Annotated in this window: 15 protein-coding genes; 7 read left to right on the top strand and 8 right to left on the bottom strand. The window is 65.1% G+C overall.

All coding sequences use genetic code 11. The features are described from left to right. Window positions 1-35: 35 nt before the first annotated feature. From rpoD to S58_RS06790, 4 genes are all read right to left on the bottom strand, one after another. Window positions 36-2,147, bottom strand: a complete 2,112-nt coding sequence (rpoD, locus tag S58_RS06805) for an RNA polymerase sigma factor RpoD (RefSeq protein ID WP_015664522.1) — start codon at window positions 2,145-2,147, stop codon at window positions 36-38. Window positions 2,148-2,576: 429 nt separating this feature from the next. Continuing rightward, on the bottom strand, window positions 2,577-4,583 hold the full coding sequence (gene dnaG, locus S58_RS06800) for a DNA primase (protein ID WP_015664521.1): 2,007 nt from the start codon (window positions 4,581-4,583) through the stop codon (window positions 2,577-2,579). A gap of 220 nt (window positions 4,584-4,803) precedes the next feature. Then, a complete protein-coding gene (locus S58_RS06795) occupies window positions 4,804-5,214 on the bottom strand; it encodes a gamma-glutamylcyclotransferase family protein (protein WP_015664520.1) in 411 nt (136 codons plus the stop codon). 36 nt (window positions 5,215-5,250) lie between these two features. After that, window positions 5,251-6,075 carry a transglutaminase-like domain-containing protein gene (locus S58_RS06790; RefSeq protein WP_015664519.1) on the bottom strand — a complete coding sequence of 275 codons (825 nt, stop codon included), beginning with the start codon at window positions 6,073-6,075 and terminating at the stop codon, window positions 5,251-5,253. 246 nt (window positions 6,076-6,321) lie between these two features. Here S58_RS06790 and S58_RS06785 point away from each other — a divergent pair, with 246 nt between their 5' ends. Further along, window positions 6,322-7,125: an N-formylglutamate amidohydrolase gene (locus S58_RS06785; RefSeq protein ID WP_015664518.1), complete on the top strand. Its 804-nt coding sequence runs from the start codon at window positions 6,322-6,324 to the stop codon at window positions 7,123-7,125. Window positions 7,126-7,129: 4 nt separating this feature from the next. On the opposite strand, the gene S58_RS06780 is transcribed toward S58_RS06785, so the two are convergent. Further along, on the bottom strand, window positions 7,130-8,539 hold the full coding sequence (locus S58_RS06780) for an aminotransferase-like domain-containing protein (RefSeq protein ID WP_083938517.1): 1,410 nt from the start codon (window positions 8,537-8,539) through the stop codon (window positions 7,130-7,132). Window positions 8,540-8,625: 86 nt separating this feature from the next. On the opposite strand from S58_RS06780, the gene S58_RS38365 reads away from it, so the two are divergent. The 3 genes from S58_RS38365 (at window position 8,626) to S58_RS06765 (ending at window position 10,304) form a co-directional block, all read left to right on the top strand. After that, window positions 8,626-8,769: a DUF1127 domain-containing protein gene (locus tag S58_RS38365; protein WP_173424418.1), complete on the top strand. Its 144-nt coding sequence runs from the start codon at window positions 8,626-8,628 to the stop codon at window positions 8,767-8,769. A gap of 25 nt (window positions 8,770-8,794) precedes the next feature. After that, on the top strand, window positions 8,795-9,631 hold the full coding sequence (locus tag S58_RS06770; protein WP_015664515.1) for a PhzF family phenazine biosynthesis protein: 837 nt from the start codon (window positions 8,795-8,797) through the stop codon (window positions 9,629-9,631). An 88-nt stretch (window positions 9,632-9,719) separates the two neighbouring features. After that, complete coding sequence (locus tag S58_RS06765) at window positions 9,720-10,304, top strand: Uma2 family endonuclease (RefSeq protein ID WP_015664514.1); 585 nt, start codon at window positions 9,720-9,722, stop codon at window positions 10,302-10,304. 48 nt (window positions 10,305-10,352) lie between these two features. Here S58_RS06765 and S58_RS06760 read toward each other — a convergent pair whose 3' ends face one another. Next, complete coding sequence (locus S58_RS06760) at window positions 10,353-10,973, bottom strand: LysE family translocator (RefSeq protein ID WP_015664513.1); 621 nt, start codon at window positions 10,971-10,973, stop codon at window positions 10,353-10,355. A 400-nt stretch (window positions 10,974-11,373) separates the two neighbouring features. Here S58_RS06760 and S58_RS06755 point away from each other — a divergent pair, with 400 nt between their 5' ends. Genes S58_RS06755 through S58_RS06745 form a run of 3 tightly spaced genes read left to right on the top strand, consistent with a single transcriptional unit; the run spans window position 11,374 to window position 12,658 of the window. Next, window positions 11,374-11,688 carry an ArsR/SmtB family transcription factor gene (locus tag S58_RS06755; protein ID WP_042340598.1) on the top strand — a complete coding sequence of 105 codons (315 nt, stop codon included), beginning with the start codon at window positions 11,374-11,376 and terminating at the stop codon, window positions 11,686-11,688. Continuing rightward, on the top strand, window positions 11,681-12,142 hold the full coding sequence (locus tag S58_RS06750) for an SRPBCC family protein (RefSeq protein ID WP_015664511.1): 462 nt from the start codon (window positions 11,681-11,683) through the stop codon (window positions 12,140-12,142). Before S58_RS06755 ends, S58_RS06750 begins: the two co-directional genes overlap by 8 nt. Before the next feature lie 3 nt (window positions 12,143-12,145). Continuing rightward, window positions 12,146-12,658, top strand: coding sequence for an SRPBCC family protein (locus S58_RS06745; RefSeq protein ID WP_015664510.1), 513 nt, complete (start codon window positions 12,146-12,148; stop codon window positions 12,656-12,658). Window positions 12,659-12,671: 13 nt separating this feature from the next. On the opposite strand, the gene S58_RS06740 is transcribed toward S58_RS06745, so the two are convergent. Beyond that, on the bottom strand, window positions 12,672-13,094 hold the full coding sequence (locus tag S58_RS06740) for a hypothetical protein (RefSeq protein ID WP_015664509.1): 423 nt from the start codon (window positions 13,092-13,094) through the stop codon (window positions 12,672-12,674). A gap of 112 nt (window positions 13,095-13,206) precedes the next feature. Further along, window positions 13,207-13,983: a DUF2189 domain-containing protein gene (locus S58_RS06735; protein WP_015664508.1), complete on the bottom strand. Its 777-nt coding sequence runs from the start codon at window positions 13,981-13,983 to the stop codon at window positions 13,207-13,209. Window positions 13,984-14,291 lie beyond the last annotated feature (308 nt).

The following is a 14,291-nucleotide window of genomic DNA, read 5'->3' as shown; positions in this document are numbered from 1 at the left end:
CAAGCCCGATAATGACGGTCAGAATCGACCGCGGATCAATTATCCAAGAAGCTCCGCAGCTTCCGCGACCTCGACGGATGCTTCAGCTTCCTCAGCGCCTTCGCTTCAATCTGGCGGATACGCTCTCTGGTCACCGAGAACTGCTGGCCGACTTCTTCCAGGGTGTGGTCGGTGTTCATGCCGATGCCGAAGCGCATGCGGAGCACGCGTTCTTCGCGCGGGGTCAGCGAGGCGAGCACGCGGGTGGTGGTTTCGCGCAGGTTGGACTGGATGGCGGCGTCGATCGGCAGGATCGCGTTCTTGTCCTCGATGAAGTCGCCGAGATGAGAGTCCTCCTCGTCACCCACGGGGGTTTCGAGCGAGAGCGGCTCCTTGGCGATCTTGAGGACCTTGCGCACCTTCTCCAAGGGCATGCCGAGCTTTTCGGCGAGCTCCTCCGGGGTCGGCTCGCGGCCGATCTCGTTCAGCATCTGGCGCGAGGTGCGGACGATCTTGTTGATCGTCTCGATCATGTGCACGGGGATGCGGATGGTGCGGGCCTGGTCGGCGATCGAGCGGGTGATCGCCTGCCGGATCCACCAGGTGGCGTAGGTCGAGAACTTGTAGCCGCGGCGGTACTCGAACTTGTCGACCGCCTTCATCAGGCCGATGTTGCCTTCCTGGATCAGGTCGAGGAACTGCAGGCCGCGGTTGGTGTACTTCTTGGCGATCGAGATCACGAGACGGAGGTTGGCTTCCACCATCTCCTTCTTGGCCTGACGGGCCTCGCGCTCGCCCTTCTGCACCGAGTGCACGATCTTGCGGAATTCGCCGATTTCCAGACCCGTCAGGGCGGCCATCGACTGCACCTCCTGGCGCAGATCCTTGATGCGGTCCTTCTCGTAATGGACGAAGTTCTTCCAGCCCTTGGCCGAGAGTTTCGAGACGCGATTGAGCCAGCGCGGATCGAGCTCCGAGCCCTGGTAGTTGCGCAGGAAATCCTCGCGCCCGACGCCGTGAGAATCGGCCAGCCGCATCAAGCGGCCCTCGAACGAGACCAGCTTCTTGTTGATGTCGTAGAGCTGCTCGACGAGTGAGTCGATGCGGGCCTGGTTGAGGCGCAGCGACTTCACCTCGACGATGATCTCGTCCTTGAGCTTCTTGTACTTGCGCTCCTGCGAGGGCGACAGCGACTCGCTCTGCAGCTGGTTGGCGATGTCCTGCTCCTGCAGGCGGCGCAGCTTCTTGTACTCGGACGCGATCTTGTCGAAGGTCTCGACCACCTTCGGCTTCAGCTCGGCCTCGATGGCGGCGAGCGACATCTGGTTCTCGAACTCGTCGTCGTCCATGTCGGCTTCGGCCGCAGCCTCGCCGGGATCTTTTTCCTCGGTGGCGGGCGCGCCGTTCGGCGCGGCCCGGAACGGGGTCGGCTGCTGCGGGGCGGCCGGCGGCGCGACCGCGGCCTGGATCTCGCCGCCCTCGGCCGGAGCGCCCTCGCCGTTCACCGGCGCTGCGATCTGCGGATTCATGCCGCCCTTGGCTTCGGGGCCGGCATAGGTGGCTTCGAGATCGATGATGTCGCGAAGGAAGATCTTGCCTTCGTTGAGCTCGTCACGCCAGATGATGATGGCCTGGAAGGTCAGCGGGCTTTCGCAGAGCCCTGCGATCATCGCCTCGCGGCCGGCCTCGATCCGCTTGGCGATGGCGATTTCGCCCTCGCGCGACAGCAGCTCGACGGTGCCCATCTCGCGCAGATACATGCGCACGGGATCGTCGGTGCGCTCGCCGGGCTCGGACTTCTTGACCTCGGTGACGGCCTTCTGGGTGATCTCGACGAGCTCGTTGTCGGTCTCGTCCTCGCCGTCGTCCTTTTCGTCGGAATCGTCGGCCTCTTCGGCCTCGGTCACGTTGATGCCCATGTCGGAGAGCATCGACATGATGTCTTCGATCTGTTCCGGCGAGGTGGTGTCGGAAGGCAGGACCTCGTTGAGCTGATCAAAGGTCACGAAGCCGCGCTTCTTGGCCTGCTTGATCATCTTCTTGACGGCGGCGTCCGACAAATCGAGCAACGGCGAAGGCGCATCGGCGGCGTCCTTCTCGGGAGCGTCGGCCGCCTTGTCGTCCTTTTCCTTGTCCTTCACCTGCAGCGTCTTTGCCTTCGTGGCCATTCATTGCTCCCGAAACGCGCCCGCTCCGCCCGTGGCATCTTCGCCCTTGGCATCGCGGCGCCCGCCTGCTCTACTCAAAAACTGTTGTCGACGCGGAAAGGGCGGCGCACTTCAACGTCGCCACCCCATGAAGTCTTTCGCTAGTGTCGCCCTACGCTGGTGTCGTCCCGTTTTCGGACCGGCGCGCGTTTCTTGCAAAAGCGATACCGGTTTTGCAATCGAATCCGGCGCCCGACATGCAAGCGTGGTGTCCGACAGCGAAACCAAACCATCTGCTGCAGAAAATGCCCCGGACCTCTTAAACTTCGATTAACCCTGTTTTTGCAGCCAAACCATGGATTTGGCGAGTCTTTTCGCGTGGACCGGACTCCGCTTCCGCGGACCGGGTCGAAATGTGCTCAACTGGCGACAGGGCGCCGGGCCTCAGATCTACACGTTTCGGCTGTTGCGTCCGGACAGTTCCCCGAAGCCTTCGATCAGCGCTTCGGTGCCGTCCACCTCGGCCATCCTGGCCTTCACGTCCCTCAACCAGCCCATGTTCGGCTCGCTCGGCTCCTCGCCCAACGCCAGCTCGGCATCCTTCAATTCTCTAAGTAAGGAGTGCCATTGCCGATGCAAGGCGACGAGCTGATGCCAGGTCGCAAGAACGTCATCGCGCGCCGCGCCGGACTTCGTCGCCCACACCGCCGCGGTCGTGATCGCCCGCTCAACCCGTTGAAGAAGCTCGGAAAAGCCGGATTTCTCCAGATCGGCCCGCATCTTCTCGGCCTGCTCGTCCGGATCCGGAGAATGGTGGTGGTCGTGGGCGAAGGCGGCGATGATGGCGGCGCGGAGCTTGTGGGCCTCGGGGTGGGCGAGCTCGAGCGCTGCGACCTCCTCGAGATGGTCGTGCAGGAGCCAGGGATGGTTGATCAGGCACTGCAGGATCAGCGCCTCGCGGCGCGAGATCGCGGAGCGCTGGCCGCGCATGATCGGGCTCATGGCGAGCTGCGGGCTCGCCGCCTGGTAGGGGCCGCGGGCCATCGCCGGGCCTGTGGATGGCGCCCCGCCGCGGCGGCCGCCCCCTGTGGATAACCGCCCCGGCTGTCCGGAACCGGGACTGCGGGGGCCAAACCGTCGTCCTGATTCGGCACCGAAGCCGCGGCCGAAGCCCCGGCCGCCGTCCGGGGCGAACGCCCGGTACAAGCGGTCGCTGAGGTCCTGCTTGTAATAGCGGCGCACCACCTCGTCGGCGATGCCGCCGGTGAGCTGACCGATCCGGGCCTCCAGCGCGGCGCGCCGCTCCGGGGTGGTGAAGCTGCCGCCCTCGATCTCGCGCGACCAGATCACCTCGGCGAGCGGCTTTGCGATCTTGAGCACCTCCTCGACGGCGCCGCGGCCGCCGGAGCGGACGAGGTCGTCGGGATCCTGGCCCTCGGGCAGCAATGCGAAGCGCAGGCTTTTGCCGGGCTTGAGATGAGGCAGGGCGAGGTCCGCGGCACGATAGGCCGCCTTCTGGCCGGCGCGGTCGCCGTCGAAGCACAGGATCGGCTCATCGACCATCTTCCAGATCAGCGAAAGCTGGCTCTCGGTCAGCGCGGTGCCGAGCGGCGCCACGGCGCCGGCAAAGCCGGCCGCGACCAGCGCGATGACGTCGACATAGCCCTCGACCACGATCATCGGCGCGCCGTTATGCGCGGCCTGGCGGGCGCTCGGGAGATTGTAGAGGTTGTCGCCCTTGTGGAAGAGCGGCGTCTCCGGCGAGTTCAGGTATTTCGCCGGCACGTCCTTCTGCAGCGCGCGGCCGCCGAAGGCGATGACGCGGCCTCTGACATCGGTGATGGGAAACATCACGCGGTCGCGGAAACGGTCGTACGGCACCGGGATGTCGTCGCCGGCGACGAGCAGCCCGGCCTCGACCATGTCGTTCACCGGCACGCCCTGGGCGCCGAGATATTCCTTCAGGGCGAAGCGCTCCTGCGACGCGTAGCCGATGCGGAACTGCAGCTGCGTCTGCGGCAGGATCGCGCGATCGGCGAGATAGCCGCGCGCCCGGGCACCATGGCGCGAGGCCAGGGTGTCGGCGAAGAACTTCGCGGCCAGCTCCATCACGTCATAGAGGGTCTTGCGCTGCCGCTCCTGCCGCGCAGCATCGGGCGTCACCGCCGGCAGCGCCAGGCCGGCGACCCCCGCCAGCCGCTCGACAGCCTCCGGGAAGCTGCAGCCCTCGGTCTCCATCACGAAGTCGAAGATGTTGCCGTGCTTGCCGGAGGAGAAGTCGTGATAAAAACCCTTCTGGTCGTTGACGTAGAAGGACGGCGTCTTCTCCTGCTGGAACGGCGACAGCCCCTTCCACTCGCGCCCCGCCTTCTTGAGCTTGACGCGCTTGCCGACGACATCCGAGACCGGAAGCCGGGCGCGCAGCTCATCGAGGAATTCCGGCGTGAAGCGGGCCATGGGCGGCGTGGTGGTCCTGTGCTGATGGACTTACGCATATAGGCAGCCGTGTACGAAATGTGAACTTCCTTGGCCTTGTCCGGGCTATTCACAGGCCGCGCACTCGCCGCTCGTCATTCCCGGGCGCCCGCAGGGCGAGCCCGGAATCCATTCGGGATTATGGATTCCGGGCTCATCGCTTTCGTGATGTCCCGGAATGACGGCGTCGAGAGAGTTAGGCTCAAGGCGCCAGGAAGCGGCCCGAGGCGATGCGGGCGGCCTCGTCGACCGGCCAGTTATAGACATAGGTCCAGGCATCGCGGACGCTGCCATCGGTGAGCGTGACTGCGAGGCGCCGGCGCAGATATTCGGTCGGGGCGGCAAAGCCCTCGCCGCAGGCCTCGTACATGTCGAACTCGCGCAACATGGCGTCAGGCTGGCGCAGCCGGAACACCTCGCCATGCACGGCGTCCGCAGCGTCATCGGAGAGCACCAGGCCTGGATAGTGCTGGATACGATACAGCCGCCCGCGGCAGCTGGCTTCGCCAACGAAGTCGGCATTGGCCGACAGCAGCCGCGCCATCGGATGGTCGAAGCCGCGCATCAGCGTGCCGTAGACGAAAAGCAGGTCGGAGATCGTATCGGAGGTCATCGCCCTGCATAGCCGCCCTGGTGCGGCAAGGCCAGCTCACGCCACGCCGCGGGCCGCCACGACCTCCTCGCTGACGACGTGGAATTTCGCCAGGGTCATCAGGCCGAACGAGGTCGACAGCGCCACGTCGGCGGCATCGCGCCCCGTGGCCATCAGGATGCGGCCGATGCGCGGGGTGTTGTGGCGGGCGTCGAAGGTGTACCAGCGGCCAGACAGATACACTTCGAACCAGCCGGAGAAGTCCATGGGCGCGGGATCGGGCGGCACGCCGATGTCGCCGAGATAGCCGGTACAATAGCGCGCCGGGATGCCCATGCAGCGGCAGAAGGTCAGCGCCAGATGCGCGAAGTCGCGGCAGACGCCGGTGCGCTGCTGGTAGACGTCGTGGGCCGACTTCATGGCGTGGGCGTGCTCATAGCCGAACGTGACATGGCGGTGCACGAAGTCGCAGATCGCCTGCACCCGCGCCCAGCCCGCCGGCATGCTGCCGAACAGCGACCAGGCGATGTCGGTCAGCTTGTCAGTCTCGCAATAGCGGCTCGGCATCAGATACAGCAGCAGCTCGTCCGGCAACTGGTCGATCGGCAGCTGCTGCGCGGCGGGATCGACGAGATCGGGCAATCCCGAATCGCGGACGATCGCGCTGCCGTGGAAGGTGACGCCGCCGGCCGGCGCCACCAGGCGTCCGCAGAGATTGCCGAAGCTGTCGCTATAGAATTTGATCGGCACATTGGGCTCGGTTGTGATCGTCTCGGTGCCGACGATGTCCGGAAAGCGCGAGGGATGGATCGACAGCATGATCACCATCGGCGTCGCCGCAGGCGCCGCATAGACGATCTCGAACCCGACCTTGATCTCCATCAGTCCCCTCTTCAGCCTATGCGGCTCTCGGCATGTTCGATCGTCTCAGCGCAAATCAGCCGCGCCGGCCGCGGGATGCATAGCCTTCCCACAGAAAGCGGCTGGGCTCGGCAATATCGGGTCGTGTGATCGTCCGTCAGGATCGGCATCGTCGAACCATCATCGCGGTTTTCGGCATTTCAATCCAGATCGACCTCTGCTCAATTGCAGATCGTCATGGCGCCTGAATGAGCAACGAACGTCACCATGAAGCTTCCGGGCACGACCGATAAAGCACTACTCCTGCAGAGCGACGAAGTTCCGCCGGTGCTCGAACAGAATGCCGGCGGAGCGTCTGCGTTTCTGTTCACCTGCGATCACTACGGCCGCCTGCTGCCGCGCGCGCTCGGCGATCTCGGCCTCGATGAGACCGAGCTGGAGCGGCACATCGCCTGGGACATCGGCATCGCCGGCGTCGCGGAGGCGGTGTCGCGCGCCCTCGATGCGCATCTGATCGCACAGCGCTATTCGCGACTGGTGATCGACTGCAACCGCTCGCCGACGGCACCGAACGCGATTCCCATGATCAGCGAGCGCACCACGATCCCCGGCAATGAAGGCCTGACGCATGAGGATGCCGAGCTCCGGCGCCGCGCGATCTTCGATCCGTATCATGACCGCATCACCGAAGTGCTCGATGCGCGCAAGGCCGAGGGGCGGCCGACGGTGCTGGTGTCGCTGCACAGCTTCACGCCGGTTTATGCGGGGATCGCGAGGCCCTGGCACATCGGCACGCTGTATCAGCACGACCGCGTGCTGCCGCCGCTGCTGTTGAAGGCGTTGCGGGCCGAGCCTGATCTCGTCGTGGGCGACAACCAGCCCTACGCAGTCGGCGACGGCACCGACTACACCATCCCCGTGCATGGCGGGGGCCGCGGCCTCATTACGTCGGGCATCGAGATCCGGCAGAACGAGATCGCGGAGCCCGAGGGCCAGCAGCGCTGGGCCGAGCGGCTGAGCCGCATCCTCGGCGAGATCGAAGTCGAGCTGCGCAACAAGGGCCTCGCCTAGCTCGCTACTCCGTCATGTCGGAGGCGTCGTGATGCGCCAGCAATCCGGCGAGCCGCCACAGCGCGGTGCGCAGATCGTCATGGCTCGGCAGGCCGAGCGCGAGCCGCACCGCGTTCGGTGAATGGCCATGCGCCACGGCAAAGGCGCTTGCCGGCGTGATCGCGATGCCGGCACGCGCAGCGGCCGCCGTCAGGGCCTCGGCGCGCCAGCCCTCCGGCAGATGCAGCCAGACATGGTAGGAGCGCGGATCTGCCTCGATGTGATGGCCAGCGAGGCACTCGGCGACGATCGCCTGCCGCACCAGCGCATCGGCGCGTTTGCGCCTCGTGATCTCGGCCGCCGTGCCGTCGGTCAGCAGCCCCATGCCGGCGGCAAGCGCCAGCGACGTCACCGACCAGGCCCCGGTGCGGACTGTGGCAGCGAACTTTTCGCGCATGCTTGCCGGCACGTAGAGAAAGCCGACCGCGATTCCCGGCGCGAGCCGCTTGGCGAGGCTATCGACGATCACGACGCGCTCTTCCGCCTGCGTTGCCAGCGAAACCTGGTCGCTGAGGAAGCCGTAGACGAGATCCTCGATGATCATCAGCTCGTGCTTGCGCACGAGACGCACGATCTCCTCGCGCCTCGCCTCGCTCATCGTCAGTCCAAGTGGATTCTGCATCACCGGCTGAATGTAGATCGCGTTGAGCGCACTGCTGCGATGCGCCTTGGTCAGCGCATCCGGGCGGATTCCCTCGCCGTCCATCGCGAGCGGCACCAGGGTCACGCCGAGCCGCGCCGCAATGCCCTTGATCATCGGATAGGTGACGGCCTCGACGCCGAGCCGGCCGCCGACCGGCACCAGCGCCGAGATCGCCGCCGCCAGCGATTGCCGCCCGCTGCCGGCGAAGACGAAATTCTCCGCCCGCGGGCGCCAGCGGTCGCCAGCGAAAAAGGCCGCGGCGGTCCGGCCGGCCTCGACCAGCCGGCGCTGCGTGATCGGCGCCAGCACCGGCGCGAGCTTCTCCGGCCGCTGCCACACCGCGAGCGACTTCGCGATCAGCGCCGCCTGATCGGGCAGGGTCGGAAAATTGAACTCGAGATCGATGCGGCCATCGAACGGCTCCAGCCGTAGCGAGGGCGGCACCGGTATCGGCTCTCCTGCGACGAAGGTGCCGCGCCCGACCTCGCCCACGACGAGACCCCTGCGCAATAATTCGGCATAGACACGCGCTGCCGTGGATGCGGCAATTCCCCGCTCATAGGCGAACTGGCGCTGCGGCGGCAGCCGGTCGCCGGCCCTTAGCCGCCCCTGGGCGATGTCCTCGGCGATGCCGTCCACGAGGGTCGTATAGGAAGTGTTCATGCTAAATTGCACCGAGAGCAATGTTTCAATTGCACCGAGATATGTACTGCGCGATTGCTCTTCGAACAACGCAATTGAAGAGCAATAGGTGACACATGGCATATTCCCTGGCGCAGCGTTGGGCAACTCCGCAGGTTGCCCACGGAAAGAGCAATTTGCTCCAGGCTCCGCAACTCTGGCTGCAGCGTCTGTTCTGGCGCTCCGAGCTCGCAATGCTCGACCCTGAGCAAATGCGCGATTGCGGCCTCGACCCGACGGTGGTCCACGAAGAGGCCAACAAGCCGTTCTGGCGCGACTGACACGGACCTTCAGGAGAACACAGCGATGCCGACGCTTCCCTTCCATCAAGTCGACGTGTTCTCCAAGGTCGCCTTCAAGGGCAACCCGCTTGCCGTGATCGCCGAGGCCGACGGCCTCGACGATACGGCGATGCAGGCCATCGCCAACTGGACCAACTTGTCCGAGACGACCTTCCTGTCGCGCCCGCAGGATCCGAGCGCGGACTATCGCGTGCGCATCTTCACGCCGCAGCGCGAGCTGCCTTTTGCAGGCCATCCGACGCTTGGCTCTTGCCACGCCTGGCTCGCGCTCGGCGGCCGGCCGAAGGGCGAGCACGTGGTGCAGGAATGCGGCGCCGGTCTCGTGCGCATCAAGCGTGACGGCGATCGGCTCGCCTTTGCGGCGCCGCCGCTGCGCCGCTCCGGTGCTGTCGATGCCGAACTCACTGCGAAGATCGCAGCCGCGCTGGGCATCAAGACCGATGCGATGCGCGCCGTGCAGTGGGTCGACAATGGACCGGGCTGGATCGGCGTTCTCATCGACTCGCGCCAGGATCTCCTGAACATCCGTTTCGACAATTCGGCGCTGTCGCAGCAGCCGATCGGCGTCGCCGCGCCATGGGATCCTGCGCGCGACGGACGCGATGCCGATTTCGAAGTCCGTGCCTTCACCTGGAGCGGCGTCGAGGACCCTGTCACGGGCAGCCTCAATGCAAGCCTGGCGCAATGGCTGATTGGCGCCGGAATTGCACCGACGCAATACGTCGCCTCGCAAGGCACCGTGCTCGGCCGCGCCGGCCGTGTCCATGTCGCACAGGACGGCAACACGATCTGGATCGGCGGCGACGTCGCGCCGGTCGTGAAGGGGACGATCAGCCTGTAACGCCCGTCGGCAGACAAAGATGCGGCCGCGGGCCCGCTTCCGTCGATCGATGGCGTCGCCTATACTTCGATCGAACAGGCGTTCTTGGATGAACATCAAGGTCGATCAGGCGGCGGTCACGCCGGAGCAATTCTTCTCCTGGGTCACGGCGCAGGAAGAGCGTTACGAACTCGTCGATGGCGAGGTCGTTATGATGGCCGGTGCCGGCCGGCGGCATGATGCGATCGTGGTGAATCTGACGGCGGCGCTACACGCCCAGACCAGACGTGGCCCGTGCCAAACCTTCACGGGCGACACCTATGTGGTCACGTCGCCTTCGACCCGGCGGATGCCGGATCTGGGAGTCGATTGCGGCAAGCCCGATGAGGACTCGCTGGTAGCAGATCGGCCGGCGCTGCTGGTCGAGGTGCTGTCACCCACGACCGGGGGCTTCGACGTCACGGTCAAGCTCGCCGAATATCAAGCGCTGCGCTGTCTCGATTACATCCTGTTCATCGACACCGACAGCCCCAACGTGCATCTCTACTCACGCGATGCGGACGGCGCCTGGACGGACGCCGTGCTGAAGGGGCTAGATGCTGTTATTCGCCTGGACAAGCTGAACGTCACACTCGAACTGCGTGACGTCTATGCAGGCCTTGAATTCCGCCCCCGCCCCCGCCTCGTCGAATAGACGCTACGGCGCCCATAGCCGGAGACGAGCCGCGGGCCGAACGCGGACTCATCGCGCCCGCGTCAGCGCCAGCCACAGGCCGCCGCCGATCATGAAGCCGCCGGAGATGCGCGACACCAGCCGGGTGCGCCTGGCCGAGAACAGTTTTCGCGCACGGCCGGCGAGCAGGGCATAGATCGCATCGGTGAGACCCGCGATCACCATGAAGGTGGCGCCGAGCAATCCGACCTGCGGTGCGTGATCCCGGCTCATGTCCATGAACTGCGGCAGGAACGCACCGAAGAACACCATCACCTTGGGGTTCGACAACAGCACCAGCAGGCCCTGCAGGAAGAAGCCGCCACGCGGCGGTGGCGGCGGCGCCTCGCCCGCGGCGATGCCCTCGATCGGCGAGCGGATGAGCTGGATGCCAAGCCACACCAGATAGGCGGCGCCGATCAACCGCACCCATTCGAACCAGTAGCCCATCGTGGCCATCAGCGACGTCAGGCCGACGGCGACGATGCCGATCGCAATCGCAAGCCCGGTCTGGACGCCGGCGATGTTGATCAGCGCGGCGCGGGTTCCATGACGCAGGCCGTTGGCGATCAGAAGCGTGACGACGGGTCCGGGCAGCAGCGCCAGCGCGATGCAGGCAGCGACGAAGGCGAGATAGACTTGCAGGGACATGAGGCGCCTCGATGCGAGTGATGCGATCACTAATGCACGACATGTGTGCGGTGGGAAGCCTTGCTGAACCCGATCCTGACAGCTCGGTGTGAGCGCAGATCGCTGGCGAGAGTAGAGCTGCTTCCGCAACAGAAGTGCACTCCCTCTCCCCGTTCTTACGAGGCCGCGACGAGCCTCGCTCGCGCTGAGAGGGTTGGGGTGAGGGGCAGACGCACGGGAAGCGTATGTGGATAGACCTGTACCCCCTCACCCGGATTGCATCTTGCGATGCAATCCGACCTCTCCCCGCAAGCGGGGCGAGGTGAACCGAGCAAGCCGCAAAATGTGCGCCCAAACCAGGAAAACAGCTCGCAGCGTACCCGCTTGACACGCAACCATTTGGTTGCCTATGATCCAGATCATGGATGACGTCTTCAAGGCGCTTGCGGACGGCTCACGACGCGCCCTGCTCGACAGGCTCCACGCGCGGAACGGGCAGACCCTGACCGAACTCTGCGACGGCCTCGCGATGACGCGACAGGCCGTGACCAAGCACCTTGCCATTCTGGAAGCAGCCAATCTGGTCGCGACGATCCGGCATGGCCGCGAGAAGCTGCACTATCTCAATCCGGTGCCGATCCATCACATCGGGGAGCGCTGGATCAAGAAATTCGAGCGCGGCAAGCTCACCGCGCTCAGCGATTTGAAGCGGCAATTGGAGAAGCGCGATGAGTAAGCCCGAATTCGTCTACGTCACGTATATCGCGACGACGCCCGAGAAATTGTGGGAAGCGCTGACATCGAACGAATTTGCGAAGCGCTACTGGTTTGGCACCGAACTGCATTCCGACTGGCGCGTCGGCTCGCCGTTCGCGCTGGTGACCGATGGGATCACGACCGATGTCGGCCAGATTCTGGAGTCCGATCCGCCGCGCCGGCTCTCCTACACCTTCCAGCACGTCCTGAAAGACGAGTTTCGCAACGAGCAGCCGACCAAGGTCGTGTTCGCGATCGAACAACACGGCAACTCCGTCAAGCTGACCTTGACGCACGAACGTTTCGAAGGGGCAGGTCGATTGCTCGATGCGGTTTCCAACGGCTGGCCCGCGATCTTGTCCGGCCTAAAAAGTCTGCTGGAGACCGGAACGGCGCTGGCGATCCCGAGGTCAGCGCTCGGCAAGGGAGGCTGAGCGATGGATCTTGCAAAGTTCAGGCCCGCCACCGTCTACACCATCTACATCGCCGCCAGCCCTGAGAAGGTGTGGCAGGCGCTGACCTCGGCCGAGTTCAGCCGGCAATATTTCTTCGGCTTCGCCGTCGAGGCAGACCTGCGCGCCGGCGGCGCCTTCATCGTGCGCGCGCCCGACGGCTCCGAGCATATCGGCGGCCAAGTGATCGTCTGTGAGCCGCCGCAGCGGCTGACCATCACCTGGGACGTCAACTGGCCGGGACTCGTCGACGCGCTGGGCCGAACGCTCGTGACTTACGAGATCGAAGCGGCCGGCGATGCGGTCCGTCTCACGATGACCGAAGCGCACGAGCGGCCGCTGTCCGACGACATCCTGTCCGGCGGACGCGCGGGCTGGCCGGCGATCCTGTCGAGCCTCAAGAGCCTACTCGAGACCGGCAAGCCGCTTGCGGTGAAGATGGCGCCGCCGACACGCATGCTCGCGGCCTTGAAGGCGATCGGAATCAAGGTGCCATAACGAAAAACGCCCGCTACGACACCGCGGCGATCTGGGGAATGCTGGCGAGCACGGCGCCGACCTGGATGGCATTGCTCAGCATGCCGCCCCAATGCAGCCAGCGCAGCCGCCGCACCGCCGTCACGTCACCGGAATCGCGGTCGCGGATGCGCGCGTCCATCCGCTCCAGAAACCAGCGGCGCGAGAGCAGCGCGAAGCCAGCGATCAGGCCGATGCCCAGGCCCAGAGCGGGGCGGCCGTCCGCCAGCACGGCGAGCGTGCCAATGCCGCCGGCGATCGCCAGGGCGATGAAGTAGGAATCGAACATGCCGCGCAAGAGCCGCGTCACCGGCACGATATCCAGCCGTACCAGCAGGAATGCCGGTGCGGCCAGCAGCAGATAGAACATCGGCAGCAGCAGGACGATGGTAGCAAACAGGGCGATGTTGTCGGGCATCATCCTTCCCCATATCCGCACCGGCTAAATAACCGGTGAGCGGCGTTTTCAAGGATCATACCCGGCAGCGCCTTTGTCCTCCATCGAACCTTAGTCGCGATCTGCTCCTCCATCAGGCCGGGGCGACGATGCGGCGATAGAGATGCCATGTCGCATGGCCCAGCACCGGCACCGTGACGAGCAGGCCGAGAAAATATGGCAGCGCCGAAACGATCAGGAGCACGGTGATGATCGCTGCCCAGCCGATCATCGGTCCGGGGCTGGTCACGACCGCCCGCACGCTGGTGATCATCGCCGTCACGAAATCGACGTCGCGCTCCAGCAGCAGCGGAAACGACACCACCGTCAGCGAAAACAAAATCAGTGACAGCGCAGCGCCATCGAGATTGCCGATCGCAAGGAACAGCAGGCCCTCATTGGTCGTCAGCACCACCGTCATGAACTCCTTGAAGCTGGAGAACGAGGCGTTCAGCCCGAGCAGCAGCGCGATCAGCAGCCGCACCTGATACATCCAGATCACGAAGAAGAACACGGTGACGAATGCCATCCAGGCGATCTCGCCGCGCGAGGTGACCGTGCGCCAGATCGCGCCATAGGACATCGGCTGGCCGAGCTCGCGACGGCGGCTGACCTCGTAGAGGCCGATCGCGACGAACGGGCCGATCAGTGCAAAACCCGCGGCCAGCGGATAAGCGAGATAGACCATGCCGAAGGCGGTGACGCACAGCACGATGCTGATACCGCCGAGCACGTAGATCAGGCCGAAAGCGAGGCCGAACAGCGGCTGCGCCTGAAAATCCCGCAGGCCTTGCGTCAAGGCCTCGGCAATGTCGCCCGTGGTGATGCGGCGCACCACCGGATCGGATCGTCCCGAGACGGAAGCGGTCATCGGCGTACCCTCCTTGATTGTTAGTCTTTGAGCCGATGCTAACAGCGGGAGGGCAGGGATTTCAATTTCAACTTGTAGGCAGAGCCGAGTGGCGTGTCGGTTACATCTCTGAAGGCGAATGCGAGCTCGCGCGGCACGGACGGTGCGCTCCCTCTCCCCGTCCTTCACGGGGAGAGGGTTGGGGTGAGGGACAAACGCACGGGAAGTGTTCGTGGAGAGACCTGTCCCCCCTCACCCGGATTGCATCCATCGATGCAATCCGAGCTCTCCCCGCCCTAGCGAAGCCTCGCTTCGCCCTGGCGGGGCGA

It is taken from the genome of Bradyrhizobium oligotrophicum S58, assembly GCF_000344805.1.
In the GTDB taxonomy this organism is placed as follows: domain Bacteria; phylum Pseudomonadota; class Alphaproteobacteria; order Rhizobiales; family Xanthobacteraceae; genus Bradyrhizobium; species Bradyrhizobium oligotrophicum.
This window is presented reverse-complemented; position numbering and strand designations above follow the sequence as displayed.

Coding starts and splice junctions, on each gene's coding strand:
- S58_RS06740 (WP_015664509.1), bottom strand. CDS start 13,094: ATGCCCGACAACATCGCCCTGTTTGCTACCATCGTCCTGCTGCTGCCG.
- rpoD (WP_015664522.1), bottom strand. CDS start 2,147: ATGGCCACGAAGGCAAAGACGCTGCAGGTGAAGGACAAGGAAAAGGAC.
- S58_RS06745 (WP_015664510.1), top strand. CDS start 12,146: ATGGATCTTGCAAAGTTCAGGCCCGCCACCGTCTACACCATCTACATC.
- S58_RS06765 (WP_015664514.1), top strand. CDS start 9,720: ATGAACATCAAGGTCGATCAGGCGGCGGTCACGCCGGAGCAATTCTTC.
- S58_RS06770 (WP_015664515.1), top strand. CDS start 8,795: ATGCCGACGCTTCCCTTCCATCAAGTCGACGTGTTCTCCAAGGTCGCC.
- S58_RS06785 (WP_015664518.1), top strand. CDS start 6,322: ATGAAGCTTCCGGGCACGACCGATAAAGCACTACTCCTGCAGAGCGAC.
- dnaG (WP_015664521.1), bottom strand. CDS start 4,583: ATGGCCCGCTTCACGCCGGAATTCCTCGATGAGCTGCGCGCCCGGCTT.
- S58_RS06735 (WP_015664508.1), bottom strand. CDS start 13,983: ATGACCGCTTCCGTCTCGGGACGATCCGATCCGGTGGTGCGCCGCATC.
- S58_RS06750 (WP_015664511.1), top strand. CDS start 11,681: ATGAGTAAGCCCGAATTCGTCTACGTCACGTATATCGCGACGACGCCC.
- S58_RS06795 (WP_015664520.1), bottom strand. CDS start 5,214: ATGACCTCCGATACGATCTCCGACCTGCTTTTCGTCTACGGCACGCTG.
- S58_RS06755 (WP_042340598.1), top strand. CDS start 11,374: ATGGATGACGTCTTCAAGGCGCTTGCGGACGGCTCACGACGCGCCCTG.
- S58_RS06760 (WP_015664513.1), bottom strand. CDS start 10,973: ATGTCCCTGCAAGTCTATCTCGCCTTCGTCGCTGCCTGCATCGCGCTG.
- S58_RS06790 (WP_015664519.1), bottom strand. CDS start 6,075: ATGGAGATCAAGGTCGGGTTCGAGATCGTCTATGCGGCGCCTGCGGCG.